This is a genomic window from Ruegeria spongiae, from assembly GCF_023502395.1.
GTDB lineage: Bacteria > Pseudomonadota > Alphaproteobacteria > Rhodobacterales > Rhodobacteraceae > Ruegeria_C > Ruegeria_C spongiae.
Genome location: NZ_JAMFMB010000002.1, coordinates 263,890 through 279,155, shown reverse-complemented (window position 1 = coordinate 279,155; position 15,266 = coordinate 263,890). Strand labels below are relative to the sequence as shown.

Here is a 15,266-nt window from a genome sequence, read left to right as displayed (position 1 = left end):
AAAAACTCCAACATCTAAAAACTAAATTCTCCAACCCCATTTGACGGGTGGAATTCATAAAGCTGACATCAGCCGCATCGCGGAATATCTGCAATTTGGGCTCATTGCCGCCAATGCCCTGATCTGCCGTAATCGTATGCCGGTCTTGAATCCAAGATCGAGACACAAGGACCGCCAGCCAAGACGCCTAGTTCGACACATAACCTGCCACCACCTGCAGCAGCTTATAAGCCACGGCGGCGTCATGTTCGACCACGGCCAGGAATTCCTCTTCACCGATGCGCAGACAGGTGATATCGGTCTCGGCCACCATGCTCAGCGCGCGCGGTTCCTTGCGGATCAGGCCCAGCTCGCCCACCAGTGCGCCCGGGCCAACCGTGAGGATCAGCTCATCTGCCTCATCACCGGGTTTTGGTAAATAGAGCCCGGCATCGCCTTCGATCATCACATAGGCGCCGTCGGTCGGTTCGTCATCCCTGAGAAACACCACTTCCCCGGCCCCCGCATTGTACCAGCGCGCGCCAAAGGCCAGCAGGCGCAACTGGCTGCGATCCAGCCCCGAAAACAGCGGCGTCTTTTCCAGTGCCCGCAGCTTGCGGGTCAGGTCGGCCGAGGATACGCCGTCTTCGGCAATCAGCTCATCCGCCTCTTCGCTGACGATGCGGCCCTGTTTCACCTCGATGAACTGGTCAAAGACATCCGGAGTCTCGAAGCCGTCATTGATGTAGATCACCGTGCTGTCCGGCAGCAGCGCGCGCAGGTTCTGATAGACCGCGATCTGGGTGGTCATGTCATAGCTGGCCAGCGCCTGATCCAGGATCAGGATATCGGGCTTCTTGATGGTGGCGCGGGTGAAGGCCAGCGGCTCGGCATAGGTGGCCGACAGGTTCTGCCCGCCCAGCGTGACCGGCATGTCATAGATCAGCTCCACCACCAGCGGCTGGACTCCGTTGTCGATCAACACGCCCGCCACCAGCTTGCGCAGTTCATCGGCCTTGCTGCCGCCCATCTGGCTGACCTTGCCATAGAGCGCATTTTCCAGAACCGTCAGACCCGGTGCGAAGGTCACCGGGTCAAGCGGGGTGAAGACACCGCCGATGCAGCGCATCAGCTGTTCGGAATGGGAATGGCGCAGCTCCAGAATGCGCGCCTTGAGCTCTTCGGAAAAGGCCGGACCGATCCGGTCGGCCGAGATCGCAAAGGGCACCGCCAGCAGGTTGGCCAGTTCGGCATCGCTGAGCGCATGGCCGTTTTCACGGGTCTTCTCGATCAGTTCGATGGCAGATTCGTAGGTTTTGGTGTCCAGCCCCAGCTTGCGAAAGAGCGGGTGATCGGTGGTGTCCAGGCCAAAGATCTGCCGCAGCATGTCGATCACGTCCTGGGTCAGGCTGACCAGCGTCTGGTCCAGCCCCAACTGTCGCAACTGGGCCAGAAACTCTGCCTGACCCGCCAGCAATTCCTGCGTGATCGGCACCCGCGCGGTGGCGAATAGCAGGTTCTCGGCCACGGGCAGCGCCGGATTGTAGAGGTCGGGATCGATCAGATAGGCCTGATCTGCCAGCCCCGCCGCCTGTACAGCCTGCTGCACCTTGGGGCGCAACTCGACCAGCCGTGTCGCCAGTTCCGGATGCACCAGTGAATCGAACTGCTGTTCGGTGCCGCGCCGGAACAAAGCCGCGCCGGAACCCAGCCCCTCGATCAGGCGCAGCCACCAGGCCCGCAGCGCCTTGGCGTCCTCAAGCCCGGCCAGACCCGGATCAAGCCATTCAGCGGAATAAGGATCGGCGCTGTTACCAGCGCGGATTGCCTCGTTGCGTTCGGCATCGTCCTCAGGCGTGCCATTGGGGCGAAGGCGCATCGGCATCATCACGTTGTCGCCAAAGGTGCCCTGAAACATCACCGGGCGCGACGTGGCATGGCCGATACGCGCCGCCAGCACCGCCTGATGCAGCGTGGACAGGTCATGACCTGCAACCCTCACCGAGCCGCTGGCGGGCAGCAACTCGCGGGTGAGCAGCGCCGAGAGCGCGCGACGATCCTCTTCGCTGGGTGCAGCGATGGCGATCACGGCACCCGCCTGCAGCGTGACATCCAGATCCTCCAGCACCAGATTGCCATCGCCATCGCGGACCGAGACATGGTCCAGAACGATATCGCCGTTCAGGCGCGGGCGCTCCTCGGGGTCACCCTGGAACAGGTCTTCGTCGACCATGCCGGGCGGCGCGAACCGTTCCAGGATCACGTCCCAGCGCAGCGCCATGTCCTGCGTCTGGTTGTAATAGGCCAGCAGTTCCTTCCACGGGCTCGACAGGTCCTTATAGGCCGCCAGTGCCGCCACCAGCGCCCCGAGCGAGACCGTCCCCTGCAGCACCAGATAACCGCCCACCGAATAGAACAGGAACGGCGTCAGCTGCGAGATGAAGTTGTTGAGGAACTTCATGAAGAATTTTTTCTGGTAGATCTGGAAGCGGATATCGAACAGCCGGCCAAGCTGCAGGGTGACCAGCGCCATCCGGTGGCGCCAGCCGCCATTGGCGCGCAGGGTCGCGGCGCCCGCGGCGCTTTCGCCGATCTGGGCGGCCAGCACGCGCACTTCCTGAATGCGGCTCTTGTTCAGCAGGTTGACCTGCCGTTGCAGTTTGGGGATCAGCCAGGCCTGCAGCGGGATCAGCGCCACCGCCGCCAGCCCGAACCAGACGCTTTGCAGGAACAAGAAGGACAGGATGGTCAGCATCTGCCCCGCCTGCAGCACCGGCTGGCTGATCGCGTCGCCCATCAGCCCGCCCATCGGCTCGCTTTCGGCGGTGACCATCGAGACCAGCTCGCCCTGGCTGACCCGCTCGAAATAGGGCTGCGGAAAGCGCAACACGCGCGCGATCAGCTGATAGCGGAACCGGCGCAGCATCCGTTCGCTCAGCACGCCCTTCATCGTGTTGATGCGCATCTTGAGCAAACCATGCCCAAGGACCGCCAGCAGAAACGCGACGCAGAGTATGCCCAGATAGGTCACCTGTGGGAAATTCATGCCCCAGACCTGGATCACCGGAGTAGCAGCACCGATGGCGTCGTTGATGATCCGCTTCGGCAATTCCAGCGTCAGGTAGAGCACCGGAAACAGCGTCGCCGTCACCGCCAGCAGAATGAGCTGGTCGCGCTTCGAGTATTTCCAGATGAACTGAAAAAGCGTGCGTTCGATGTTCCCCGCCCCGGATTCTAAGAGCTATGCCGCTGAAAAATAGCGCCCCTTACCATGTTACCATCGCAACAGCGTAGCCCGCGCAGATTGTCACAGGCAAATGGAATAGCATGAAATTTTCTGCTATTAATGTGATGAAGTTCACTTACAGTCGCGGTTTTTTATCCGTAATCTGCGATGAGCGTAAGTCTGGGAGGCAAACTTGTCCGTCACCGTCGGCACGGTGATATTGCTGTTTTTTCTGTTTCAGATCAAACACATGTTCGCCGACTACTTCCTGCAAACACCCATGATGCTCTCGGGACGTGGAGAGTATTGGCATATGGGGCGGGCCCTGCATGCCGGCGTCCATGCCGCTGGCTCGGCCATTGTGTTGCTGATTGTGGGCACACCAATTGCCTTCCTGTTGCTGCTGATCGCACTGGAATGGTTCATCCATTTCAACATCGATTACGGCAAGGCGCATTATTCCGACAAGATGGAACTGCAGCCCAATCAGGCACGGTATTGGCATGCGGTGGGGTTTGACCAGTTCCTGCACCAGATGACCTATGTGGCGATGGTCTGGGCCTGGCTGACATACGTGACCTGACGCTCAGGCCGTGACCGGCCGGTCCCGTTTGATCGTTCTCAGCACCACATTGGTTTGCGCACTGGACACCGCCGGCAGCCGGAACAGGAACTCTTCCAGAAAGTGATTATAGGCGGCCAGATCGCTTGTCAGCACGCGCAAGTGATAGTCGGCCTGCCCGGTTGTGGCATAACATTCCTGCACCGCGTCGCTGGTTTCGACCGCGCGGATGAATTCGATGATCTTTTCCGGCGCGTGCCGTGTCAGGTGGACATGCACGATCGCCTCGAAGTTCAGCCCGATTGCCTCAGGGTTCACGATCGCGCCATAGCGGTCGATCACACCTGTGTCCTCCAGCGCCCGCACCCGCCGCCACAGCGCCGAAGCCGACATGCCCACCGCTTCGGCAAGCTCGGCGTTCGAGATGCGGCAATCCCGCTGCAAGAGGGTCAGTATCTGTCGGTCGCGGCCGTCGGTCATTTCGGTCCCGGTTGAATGCTTCGAAAACATCGCTCTATTTGGAAAATTTATCCAATTTTCTCCGAAATTCAATACAACCAGAAATCTCCTTCCCCTCCTGCCGGATTATCCTTTCATCAACCGGAACCAAACGGCAGGATGTCCGATGACCCGTCACGAGATGCAGTTGCGATCCTACCGCCTGCAGGACCGCTATGATCTGACATCGGGCCGCGTGTTTCTGACCGGAACGCAGGCTTTGGTACGGATCATGATGGATCAGGCCCGGCGCGATCGCGTGGCGGGACTGAACACTGCGGGATTCGTCTCGGGCTATCGTGGCTCGCCACTGGGCGCGCTTGATCTGGAATTCTGGCGCGCTCAGGACCGGCTGGAGGCTGACCGCATCACATTCATGCCCGCCGTGAACGAGGATCTGGGCGCCACAGCGGTGCTGGGCGCCCAGCAGGCCGTTCTGGACCCCGCCTGCGCGGTCGAAGGCGTGTTTTCCATGTGGTACGGCAAGGGGCCTGGTCTGGACCGGTCGGGCGACGCGCTGAAACATGGCAACGCCTATGGCTCTGCTGCCAAGGGCGGGGTTCTGGTGGTGGCGGGCGACGATCATGGCTGCGTCAGCTCGTCGATGCCGCACCAGTCGGATGCCGCCTTTCTGAGCTGGTTCATGCCGGTGCTGAACCCGGCCTCGGTCGCGGAATATCTGGAATTCGGTGAATACGGACTGGCGCTTTCGCGGTTTTCCGGCACATGGGTCGGCTTCAAAGCGATCTCGGAGACCGTGGAAAGCGCGCGGTCGGTCACATTGCACCCCGACCGGCGGTTCGCCCTGCCGCAGATCGACGTACCCGCCGGGGGGCTTCATGTGCGCCGCACCGACCTGCCCTCGCCCGAGATCGAGACCCGCATTCAAGCCAAGCTGCGCGCTGTGCGCGCCTTTGCCGAGGCCAACCCGATCGACCGGCGCATCTATGACATCGACCGGGCGCGGTTCGGTTTTGTCACCACTGGCAAGGGCCATCTGGACCTGATGGAGGCGCTACGTCTGCTGGGGCTGGACGCCGCCGCCTGCCACCGCCTTGGCATCGACATCTACAAGGTCGGCATGGTCTGGCCGCTGGCCCGGCGCAACGCGCTGCGCTTTGTGCGCGGCAAGGCCGAAGTGCTGGTGGTCGAGGAAAAGCGCGGCATCATCGAGAGCCAGTTCAAGGAGTACTTCTACGACTGGCCGGGCGACAAGCCGCAAAAGATGGTCGGCAAATATGACAGTCACGGCGAACCACTGATCCCCTGGACCGGAGAGCTGAGCCCGCTGATGCTGGTGCCCATCGTGGCCGCGCGGCTGGACCGGTTCTTCCCCGATGAACGCCTGCCCGCCAAGGCGCGCGCCCTGACCGACACGCCGCCACACCTGATCCAGATCGACGGTGCGACCCGCACGCCCTATTTCTGCTCGGGCTGCCCGCATAACAGTTCGACCAAAATCCCCGAAGGGTCGACCGCGGCGAGCGGCATCGGTTGTCACGTGATGGCAAGCTGGATGGATCGGCAGACGGCAGGTTACGCGCAGATGGGCGGCGAGGGCGTGCCGCATGTGGCGGCCTCGAAATTCACTGGCGGCGGGCATATCTTTCAAAACCTCGGAGAGGGGACATGGTATCATTCCGGCTCGCTGGCGATCCGGCAGGCGGTCGCTGCGGGCACTAACATCACCTACAAGATCCTCTACAACGACGCGGTGGCGATGACCGGCGGGCAGCCGGTGGATGGCCCGATCAGTGTCGCAGGTATCGCCCAGATCTGCCGCGCCGAGGGGGTGGCGCGGATCGCGGTCGCCTCGGATGATATCTCGAAATACCGCCGCACCGATTTTCCGGCGGGCACCTCGCTTCACGACCGCAATGCGTTGGACAGCGTACAGCGCGAGCTTCGCGAGATCCCCGGTGTCACGGTTCTGATCCATGAACAGACCTGCGCCACCGAGAAACGCCGCCGCCGCAAGCGCGGCCAGATGGAGGACCCCAATCGCTTTGTCTGGATCAACGATCTGGTCTGCGAGGGGTGCGGCGACTGTTCGGTCGAATCCAACTGTCTGAGCGTTGAGCCGAAAGAGACGCCGTTCGGGCGCAAGCGCCGGATCAATCTGAGTTCGTGCAACAAGGATTTTTCCTGCCTGAACGGGTTCTGCCCCAGCTTTGTCACGGTCGAGGGCGCGGCGCGGCGCAAACGCGCTGTGACGCTGGACCCCGCCGCGCTGGAACAGGGCCTGCCGGTGCCCGAACTGCCCAGGCTCGACACCGCATTCGATCTGCTGGTCACCGGCGTCGGCGGCACCGGCGTGGTGACCATCGGTGCGCTGATCACCATGGCCGCGCATCTGGAGGGTATGGGCGCTTCGGTGCTCGACTTCACCGGGTTCGCGCAGAAATTCGGAACGGTTCTCAGCTATGTGCGGCTGGCCGAGCGGCAAAGCGACCTCAACCAGGTGCGCATCGATCAGGGTGCAGCGGATGCGGTGATCGGATGCGACATCGTGGTAAGCTCGGCCCCCAAAGCTTCGGCGCATTACACTGCAGACACGCAGGTGGTGCTGAACCGGGCCGAAATGCCCACCGGCGATATCGTGCTGCGCCGAGACGCGCAGTTGCATGTGGACAAGCGCGAGACGGCAATCCGCGCGGTGGTGGGCGCGGAACATGTCGCCGGGTTCGACGCGAACGCGGCGGCAGAGGCGCTGCTGGGGGATACCGTGTTTGCCAATGTGATCCTGCTGGGTTTTGCCTGGCAGCGCGGGCTGGTGCCGGTCTCGGGCATTGCGATTGCGCAGGCGATCGAATTGAACGGGGTGGCGGTTGCGCGCAACCGTCTGGCCTTTGCCATCGGGCGCTGCATGGATGCTGATCCCTCCCGGCTGAAAGGATACCGCGACACGCAGCCCGAGGAGGAAAGCACCGACGAGATGATCGCGCGCCGGGCGAGGTTCCTGAGCGATTATCAGAATGCGGTTTATGCGCGGCGCTATACCAACCGGGTCGCCGCGTTTCGCGACGCGCTGCCGGTCGCACCCGAGGCCATGCACCGCGCCGTGATCCGCAACCTGTTCAAGCTGATGGCCTACAAGGACGAGTTCGAGGTGGCGCGGCTGATGAGTGAAGCGCGCTTCGCCGCAGAACTGACCGGGCAGTTCGAGGGCGACTACCGCGTCACCTACCACATGGCCCCGCCGCTGCTGGGGTTTCGCAAGGACGGGCGCGGGCGGGCGGTGAAGCAGACCTTCGGGCCGTGGCTGCGCCCGGTGCTGCGCGGGCTGGCGGCCCTGCGTGGGCTGCGCGGGTCGCTCCTGAACCCGTTCCGCTACCATCACGAGGCACGGCTGCATCGCGCGTTGCTGAAATGGTACGAGGGTCTGATCGCGCAGGCCATGGTGGACCCCGACCCGACCCACGCTGATCACTGGAGCCGCATCCTCGCCGCCCCCGATGACATTCGCGGCTATGGTCCGGTGCGCGCCGAGGCCGCAGATCAGGTTCGGGCGTCAGTGGCGGCGGAGCTCTCGGCGCTGGGTGTCTCGGTGGCCCGCGCATAAGCCTCAAGCCACAAACGGTCGACCGCATCAATGGCGGCGGGCTCGAACCTGTCCTGACACTCCCAATAGCGGCCCGAGGGCACGAAATAGCCCAGCGCGCGCTCGGCCGCCAGCGCCGGTTCCATCACTGCGGCATCCGGCAGGGCGGCGTCGTCGAGGCCGGACCGCAGGGCGGGCGGCACGATCAGGCGACTTTCCCCTTGCGACAGGCGCACCATCCGGCAGGACTGCCGCGCGGCAAACAGCGCAAGACGCGCCGATTTCGCCTCGAGCGAGCGCAGGGTCACATCCGCGCGCAACGGGTCTGCCGCGCCCGTGCCATAGAAATGCGTCTTGCCGGAGGCCGGGTAGACCATGTCGCAGCCGCAATAGGCGATCACTGACGGGGTCAGGGCGGCCAGCACCCAATAGCCCGCCGTGAAGGCCATGGTGCCGCCGGCAAAGACAAAGCCACCAAAGGTGTTCTGTGCGGGCACATAATCGGCGGCGGTCACGATCCGCTGGCCGGGTGCAAGGGTTTTGGGCCGGTTCGCTTCGGGAAAATCCTCGGGGTGGATCAGAATGTCCCAATCGGGACGCAGCCGCCAGGCGTTATTGATCGCCACGATATGGGTGAAGGGCGCTTTCGGCCAGTCACAGGCGACCTCGGCCACCGGTGCGCTGCCCAGGATCAGTACGCGGGTTTGCGGGTCTGCCACGGGCTCCTCCGGATCATGCGCTGCCCGCAGATGATAGGCGTATGCGATGGCAGGCCCAGAGGCGCGGCGCTCAAATCCGGTTTCAACGGTCTGAACGGCCCGGATTATCCCAATACGGAAAAACTGCTTTCTTCGTTGATCGGGCGTTTGCGCGAATAGAATCCGACATCGACCTCTTTGCCCAGATAGGGCAGCTCGAAGTGCAGCGGGTTGGCATCGTGATCCCCGCCCCCCTCGCAATAAGCGATCAGCGCGGTCATCATCTTGCCCGCAATGGGGGCGTTCTTGTACTGGTTCCCGCTGGTGCCGCAGGCCATGTAGAACCCGGGCAGACTGGATCTGTCATAAATCGGAATCCAGTCGGTGGAGGCATCATAGAGGTCCACCACCCCCCGCATCCGCGAGGGGATGCCAAGGCTGGGCACGCGCTGTGCATAGCGCATCGCCTGCGTGGTCCATTGATCGGTGAAATTGGTGTCATAATGCGCGTCATCCTCGCACCATTGATGCGGGTCGCATTCCGGGTCTTCCGAGCCGATCAGGATGTGATTGCCGTGTTCGGGGCGGCAGTAACACGCGATGTCGCTGTCCGAGACGATCAGGCCATCGCTCTCGAAATCGAAGCCTTCGGGGCTGGGCACATGCACCACCTCCTGCCGCAGCGGGCGGGTTGCGATGGTCATATCCTCCAGCACCCCGGCCATGCCGTTGATCAGCGCCGAACCCGGCCCCGCAACATTCACCACGACAGGTGCATGGATTTCCTCGCCGCAGGCCAGTTTCACGCCCTGCACCCGGCCACCCGATTGTAGAATCTCCACCACCTCAGCGCCGGTCCTGACCTCGGCCCCGTGTTGGCGCGCCGCCTGCATCAGGTTTTGCGCCGATAGCGCCGGGTCGGTGACATAACCGCCATTGGGCCAGAGCACGCCGCCACTGAGTTGCCCGCCATTGGGGTGCCCGAAACCGGGATCGTCCATGCGCTTGGCGGGTGCATAGCTGTCCAGCGCGTAGACCGGCAACCTTTTGGTGATCTGATCCGGCGTCAGTTCGTCGAACGGGCAACCCAGCGCGGCAGAGTTCTTCATGTGCCTGGCCAGAAACCCGTTGGCTTCGGTCTTCATCACCAGACAGCCGGTCTCGCGGAACTGCGCCAGATCGGCATCCTCGGGCAGGCCCAGATACTGCCCCCAATCGCGCCAATAGTGATAGCCCTCCCAGGCAAAGGCGGTGCCGTCGAAGGTCGAATAATGCATCCGAATGATCGCGCAGGACCCGGCGGTCGAGCCGTGGCCCACCTGCGCGTTGCGGTCCAGCGACAGGGTTTTCCAGCCCGCTTTCGCCATCTCGAAGGCAATGGCCGAGCCGATCACGCCGGTTCCGATGAGGATTGCGTCAGGGCTGGTCATGTCTGGTCTTCCTCCTCCCAGAAGCTGCTTGCATAGGCGGCGAATTCCTCGACTTCCTCGGGCAGGGGTTCGACGCCGGTGAAGACAAACAGGTATTGCGGCACCAGCGACAGCCGGATGTCCTGCGGTTCGTTGAGCTGGGCCAGATCATAGCCGATCTGCATGTAATAGAGGACACGCGCGCGGGTCTCGGATTCCAGTTCCTCATATCCGAACCGTGCGAACATCGCGCGCAGCGCGGCCAGCCGTCTGGCGTCGGACTGGTCCAGCATGCGTCGGACCTTGCCCTCGCGCCGGGCCCAGTCGCGCACGGCGAAATCCAGCGCGGTGTCGAAAAGGTCGGTGTTGACCACGCAGCGATGCACGTTGCAGACGGCGGCGGTGATGGTTCTGGCCGGGGCCTCGGCCTGGGCGATCAGGGCGGCAGTGTTGGTGGCCTGCCACTTCGCCAGCAGCGCATCCAGCAGGTCCTGACGGGACTTGAAATACCAGTAGAAGGACGAGCGCGAGACTGCCATCCGCTCGGCCAGATTCATCACCTTGACCTGCTCGACCCCGTCCGAGATCAGCACATCCATGGCCAGGTTCAGCCAGTCGTCGCGGGTGACCTTGATGTTGCCGACCAGAGGCTCGGCCTCGGGATCGTCACGGTGCAGGATCGGTTTGGTGTTCATTCAGCTCTCCGGGGCGGCGCCGCCTTCTTGGGTGCGGCGCGCAATGAATTCACTCAGGCCCGCAATACGGTCGGGGTCATGGGCGGGTGCGGTGCCGTTTTCGACAATTTCCTGCCAGATGCCGATGGCGCGGTGGTTAGCATCCACCTCGCCGCGCTCCGTCCAGGTACCAAAATTCGACCAGTCACCGACCAGCGGCTCGTAGAATTGGGTCTGGTAGCGCTCCATCGTGTGGGTGGCGCCAAAGAAATGGCCCGAGGGCTGTACCTCGCGCAGCGCGTCCAACGCGATATCGGCGTCACTGGCGGGGGTTCCGGCGCACAGCTCGGCCACCATTTGCAGCACTTCCAGATCGGTGATGATCTTTTCGAACGACACCGTCAGCCCGCCCTCCAGCCAGCCAGCCGAATGGATCACCACCGTTGCACCGGCCATCAGGCAGCCCCAAAGCGCGAACTGCGTCTCATTGGCGGCCTGCGCGTCGTTGATATTGGCGGCGCTTCCGCCTGCGCAGCGCCAGGGCAGGCCGAGCCTGCGCGCCAGTTGCCCTGCCACCAGTGAGGCAGTGAAATGTTCCGGTGTGCCAAAGGCAGGCGCGCCGGATTTCATGTCCACATTGCTGGTGAAGGTGCCATAGCAGACCGGCGCGCCGGGTTTGGTCAGTTGGGTCAGCGTGATCGCCGCCAGCGCCTCGGCATGGCTGAGCGTCATTGCGCCCGCCACGGTGACCGGGGCCATCGCCCCCATCAGGGTAAAAGGCGTGACGATCGACATCTGGCCCGCGCGGGCGAAGTCGATCAACCCCTGCGCCATCGGCATGTCGATCACGCGGGGCGAGTTGGTGTTGATGATCGTGTAACACCAGGGCTGGGCCTGGAATTCCGCATCCGAGAGACCACGGAAGTCGCGGATCATCTGGAACCCGTCCCTCACCTGCGGCGTGCCGCGCGAATAGAGGAAGGGCACCTTGTCGCTCAGCGTCAATTCGGCCTCGGTCATGGCATAGTGGCGCAGTTCGACCGGTACGTCCTGCGCCTCGACCAGGGGCGGGACCATATGCAGCACGTCAAACGCCTGGGTGATCTGCACCATCTCGCGGAAATCGCGGATCGTGCCGGGGCGGCGGCCGCGCACCAGATCGGTGGCATGTGGCGCACCCGCGCCGGGCTGGAACACCAGCCGCCCCAGTTCCAGCGTGAGGTCGCGCTCTGGCGCTGCGGCTTTCATCAGGATCGATTTGGGGGCCGAGGCTATGGCCGCCTCGACCATGTCGCGCCCGATGAAAACCATCTCGTCCTCGACCCGCGCGCCGCCTTGGGCAAAGAGCTTGCGCGCCTCGGGCAGCAGAACCTTGATGCCGATATCTTCCAGCACCGTCAGCGAGGCCTGATGCAGCGCCTCGATCCGGTCCTCGGTGAAGGCGTTCATCGGTGGAAAGGGATTGCGCAGATTGTGGTAATCCACTTTGCGCGTCGGGGCTTCTGCCGAACGCGCCCGCCGTCCACGCCGGATCATAATCGCATGGCCTTGCCGCCGGGGTCATAGGGCGAGGGTGCGATGACCTTGGCCGCGCGTTTCACGCCCACCACATGCACCGACAGATCGGTGCCAACTGCCGCCTGATCCCGGTTCACCAACGCCATGGCCAGCGATTTGCCGGTGGTGTGGCCATAACCGCCCGAAGTGACAAAACCGACCTTTTCCTCACCGACCCAGACCGGCTCATAGCCGCTGGCATCGGCGCCCTCCGCGTCCACCTCCAGCGTCACCAGAATTTGCGCCGGGCCATTGCCGTCGCGTTCCCCCTCGGCGGCCAGTTTGCCGACGAATTCCTTCGACCAGTCGATCCAGCGATCCATGCCGGTCATGCCGGGCGTGTAGCCTTGGGTGAACTCTGCCGACCAGATGCCAAAGCTTTTCTCCAGCCGGGTCGAGAGCATCGCGTTGAAGCCGCATTCGCGAATGCCGTCCTCGGTCCCGGCCTCAAGCAGCATGTGGCGCAGGGTGCTGTGATCGCCGTAGCGGCAGTTGATCTCATAGCCTTTCTCACCGGTCACCGACATGCGCGCCACGCGGGTGCGCAACATCCCGATGTCATAGCGGCCGCAGCCCATGAATTTCAGACCCGAGATGTCCTGCTCGGCCACGCGTGTGATCACCTGCTGCGATTTCGGGCCGATCAGGGCGAACCCGCAGATTTCCTCCCCCAGATCACGGACCGAGACGCCATCCTCCAAGTGATCGTTGAACCAGCGCATATGCCAGGCGCGCAGATAATAGCTGCCCATGATCCACCAACTGCCATCGCCCCAGTTCAGCACCGTCAGGTCGCCCTTGAGCTTTCCGGTCTCGCTCAGCATCGGGGCCAGTTTGGCGCGGCCCGGTCCGGGGAGTTTCGAGGCCATCAGCGTGTCTAGCCACGCCTCAGCCCGTGGCCCGCTGACCTCAAACCGGGAAAAGCCGGTGATGTCCAGCAGACCCACGCCCTCGCGGATCACCCGGCATTCCTCACCCACGATGTCGAAGGCGTTGGAGCGTTTCAGGGTTGGCGTTTCTTCGAACCCCTGCGGGGCAAAATACAAAGGCACCTCGAGATCCCAGCTGACGCCCCATTTGCAGCCCGCCTGCGTCATCGCATCATGGGCGGGCGCGGTCTTCAGCGGGCGTCCGGCAGGCAATTGCTCGTTGGGATAGGTCATCACGAAGCGGCGGGAATAGAACTGGCCGGTGGTCTCGCGGATGTAACGCTTGTTCTGGGCGAAATCGCCATAGCGGGCCACGTCCATGCCATAGACATCGGCCTCGGGCTCGCCATGGATCATCCATTCGGCCAGCGACTTGCCGACACCGCCGCCTTGCAGGAACCCGGCCATCACCGCGCAGGCGCACCAATAGCCGCGCTTGCCCGGTACCGGACCCACCAGAGGATTGCCATCGGGCGAGAAGGTAAACGCACCGTTGACCCATGTCTTGACGCCGATCTCTTGCAGATCGGGATAGCGTTCGAACCCCAGGATCAGCTCTTGTTCGATCCGGTCGGTCTGCTCACCAAACAGCTCCATCCCGTAGTCCCAGGGCGCACCATCCATGGCCCAATGTTCGTGATCGACCTCGTAAATGCCCAGCAGCAGCCCCTTCTGGTCCTGCCGCATATAGGTGAACCCCTCGAGGTCCACGGTCATTGGCACTTCGAAATCCAGCTTTTCCAACGTCGGGATGGTGTCGGAGATCAAGTAGTGGTGTTTGAGCGGCGAGACCGGCAGGTCGATCCCGGCCATACGGCCCAACTGCTTGGCCCAGAGGCCACCGGCATTGACCACATGTTCGCAGGTCACGGTGCCTTTCTCGGTCACCACCTGCCAGCCCTCAGCAGTCTGGTTCAGCTCCAGCACCCGGTTATGTTCGATCACCTCAGCACCGCGTTTCTTGGCGGCGGTGGCATAGGCATGAACGGTGCCGGTGGTGTCCACATAGCCCTCGCGGTCGGCCCACATGCCGCCCAGCAGCCCCTCGGTGGACATGATCGGGTTCAGCTCACCCGCTTCTTCCGGGGTCACCAGACGGCAATCCTCGATGCCGATGGACTGGAACACGCGATAGGCCGATTGCAGCCATTCCCAGCGATCCGGGGTTCCGGCCATGGTCAGCCCGCCGGTCATGTGCAACCCGATATTCTGGCCGCTTTCCTTTTCGATCTCGGGCAGCAGGTCAATCGTATAGGCCTGCAGCGCGGCGATATTGGGATCGGCGTTCAGCGCGTGAATGCCGCCTGCGGCGTGCCAGCTTGACCCGGCGGTCAGCACCGAGCGTTCGATCAGGCAGACATCGGACCAGCCCAGCTTGGCCAGATGATACAGAACCGAGGCGCCGACAACGCCCCCACCGATCACGACAACGCGGTAATGCGACTTCATCCGACCCTCCCATGGACCTGTCGGGTCAGACGCTAGCCAGACTGTTCACATCTGTCTAGACATTTCTGTACAGTTCAAGCCGCATGGTTTCGCGCCCAAATTGTGTCGGCTTTAGAGTGAGGCGCTGGGGCGTTCCTTTACGCGGGCATACCAATCGAGTGTCGCGGGATGTTCGTCGGGCACCGTCATGCGGATCGCGCGCGCAAACTCGACAAAGACCAGTGCGCTGATATCGGGCAGCGTGAAGCGTTCGCCCGCCAGATAGGGCGCCTCGGACAGGCGGTTTTCGAGCAGGTCAAAGAACAATCCAACCCGCACCCTGCCCCGTTCGGCCAGTTCCGGGATCTGCTGGAAATTCACCGGGCCGACAATGGCGCGGCCTTCCATGCGTGGGCTGGAATTGCGCAGCGCGTCGGCAATCGGAGCGCCGCCCTGCTGTTCCATGATCGCGTTCCACATCAGGACAAGGCCCTTTTCATCGGGTGTTTCACCCATCAGGGGGCGGGCGGGGAACTTGGCCTCGAGATAGGCAGCGATACCGAGGTTTTCGGTCAAAACAGCGCCCTCATCGGTGACCAGCACCGGCACGGTGGCGTGTGGGTTTATGGCCCGGAATTCGAGCGCGAGATGTGCGCCTTCGCCCAGCGCAACCTCGCGGGTTTCGACCTCGATCCCCTTTTCGGCGATGAACAGCCGCGCCCGGCGCGGGCTGGGGGCGGTCTTGCAATCGTAGAAGATCATGCG

10 protein-coding genes are annotated in these 15,266 nt (G+C 63.0%); 2 read left to right on the top strand and 8 right to left on the bottom strand.

The features are described 5' to 3' along the window. Positions 1-187: 187 nt before the first annotated feature. Positions 188-3,130 carry an ABC transporter transmembrane domain-containing protein gene (locus M3P21_RS03230; protein ID WP_373319936.1) on the bottom strand — a complete coding sequence of 981 codons (2,943 nt, stop codon included), beginning with the start codon at positions 3,128-3,130 and terminating at the stop codon, positions 188-190. 268 nt (positions 3,131-3,398) lie between these two features. Here M3P21_RS03230 and M3P21_RS03225 point away from each other — a divergent pair, with 268 nt between their 5' ends. After that, positions 3,399-3,788 (top strand): DUF3307 domain-containing protein, encoded by a 390-nt coding sequence (locus M3P21_RS03225; protein WP_249706735.1) that lies wholly within the window; start codon positions 3,399-3,401, stop codon positions 3,786-3,788. Between the two features lie 3 nt (positions 3,789-3,791). On the opposite strand, the gene M3P21_RS03220 is transcribed toward M3P21_RS03225, so the two are convergent. After that, positions 3,792-4,247 carry an Lrp/AsnC family transcriptional regulator gene (locus M3P21_RS03220; RefSeq protein ID WP_249706733.1) on the bottom strand — a complete coding sequence of 152 codons (456 nt, stop codon included), beginning with the start codon at positions 4,245-4,247 and terminating at the stop codon, positions 3,792-3,794. Between the two features lie 145 nt (positions 4,248-4,392). On the opposite strand from M3P21_RS03220, the gene M3P21_RS03215 reads away from it, so the two are divergent. Continuing rightward, positions 4,393-7,827: an indolepyruvate ferredoxin oxidoreductase family protein gene (locus M3P21_RS03215; RefSeq protein WP_249706731.1), complete on the top strand. Its 3,435-nt coding sequence runs from the start codon at positions 4,393-4,395 to the stop codon at positions 7,825-7,827. Here the strand turns inward: M3P21_RS03215 and M3P21_RS03210 are convergent. The 6 genes from M3P21_RS03210 to M3P21_RS03185 all read right to left on the bottom strand — a co-directional run bounded on the left by M3P21_RS03210 (position 7,764) and on the right by M3P21_RS03185 (position 15,263). Next, positions 7,764-8,525, bottom strand: a complete 762-nt coding sequence (locus M3P21_RS03210) for a hypothetical protein (protein WP_249706729.1) — start codon at positions 8,523-8,525, stop codon at positions 7,764-7,766. The genes M3P21_RS03215 and M3P21_RS03210 overlap by 64 nt on opposite strands. A 104-nt stretch (positions 8,526-8,629) precedes the next feature. Further along, positions 8,630-9,934, bottom strand: coding sequence for an NAD(P)/FAD-dependent oxidoreductase (locus M3P21_RS03205; protein WP_249706726.1), 1,305 nt, complete (start codon positions 9,932-9,934; stop codon positions 8,630-8,632). After that, positions 9,931-10,608 (bottom strand): TetR/AcrR family transcriptional regulator, encoded by a 678-nt coding sequence (locus tag M3P21_RS03200; protein ID WP_249706724.1) that lies wholly within the window; start codon positions 10,606-10,608, stop codon positions 9,931-9,933. Before M3P21_RS03200 ends, M3P21_RS03205 begins: the two co-directional genes overlap by 4 nt. Continuing rightward, positions 10,609-12,123: a trimethylamine methyltransferase family protein gene (locus M3P21_RS03195; RefSeq protein WP_249706722.1), complete on the bottom strand. Its 1,515-nt coding sequence runs from the start codon at positions 12,121-12,123 to the stop codon at positions 10,609-10,611. Next, a complete protein-coding gene (locus M3P21_RS03190) occupies positions 12,120-14,522 on the bottom strand; it encodes a GcvT family protein (RefSeq protein WP_249706719.1) in 2,403 nt (800 codons plus the stop codon). Before M3P21_RS03190 ends, M3P21_RS03195 begins: the two co-directional genes overlap by 4 nt. Before the next feature lie 111 nt (positions 14,523-14,633). Further along, positions 14,634-15,263: a glutathione S-transferase family protein gene (locus tag M3P21_RS03185; RefSeq protein WP_249706718.1), complete on the bottom strand. Its 630-nt coding sequence runs from the start codon at positions 15,261-15,263 to the stop codon at positions 14,634-14,636. Positions 15,264-15,266 lie beyond the last annotated feature (3 nt).

Bases quoted from the DNA above. Each gene is read 5' to 3' on its own strand.
- M3P21_RS03185 (WP_249706718.1), bottom strand. From the start codon at position 15,263: ATGATCTTCTACGATTGCAAGACCGCCCCCAGCCCGCGCCGGGCGCGG.
- M3P21_RS03205 (WP_249706726.1), bottom strand. From the start codon at position 9,934: ATGACCAGCCCTGACGCAATCCTCATCGGAACCGGCGTGATCGGCTCG.
- M3P21_RS03215 (WP_249706731.1), top strand. From the start codon at position 4,393: ATGACCCGTCACGAGATGCAGTTGCGATCCTACCGCCTGCAGGACCGC.
- M3P21_RS03220 (WP_249706733.1), bottom strand. From the start codon at position 4,247: ATGACCGACGGCCGCGACCGACAGATACTGACCCTCTTGCAGCGGGAT.
- M3P21_RS03190 (WP_249706719.1), bottom strand. From the start codon at position 14,522: ATGAAGTCGCATTACCGCGTTGTCGTGATCGGTGGGGGCGTTGTCGGC.
- M3P21_RS03195 (WP_249706722.1), bottom strand. From the start codon at position 12,123: ATGATCCGGCGTGGACGGCGGGCGCGTTCGGCAGAAGCCCCGACGCGC.
- M3P21_RS03200 (WP_249706724.1), bottom strand. From the start codon at position 10,608: ATGAACACCAAACCGATCCTGCACCGTGACGATCCCGAGGCCGAGCCT.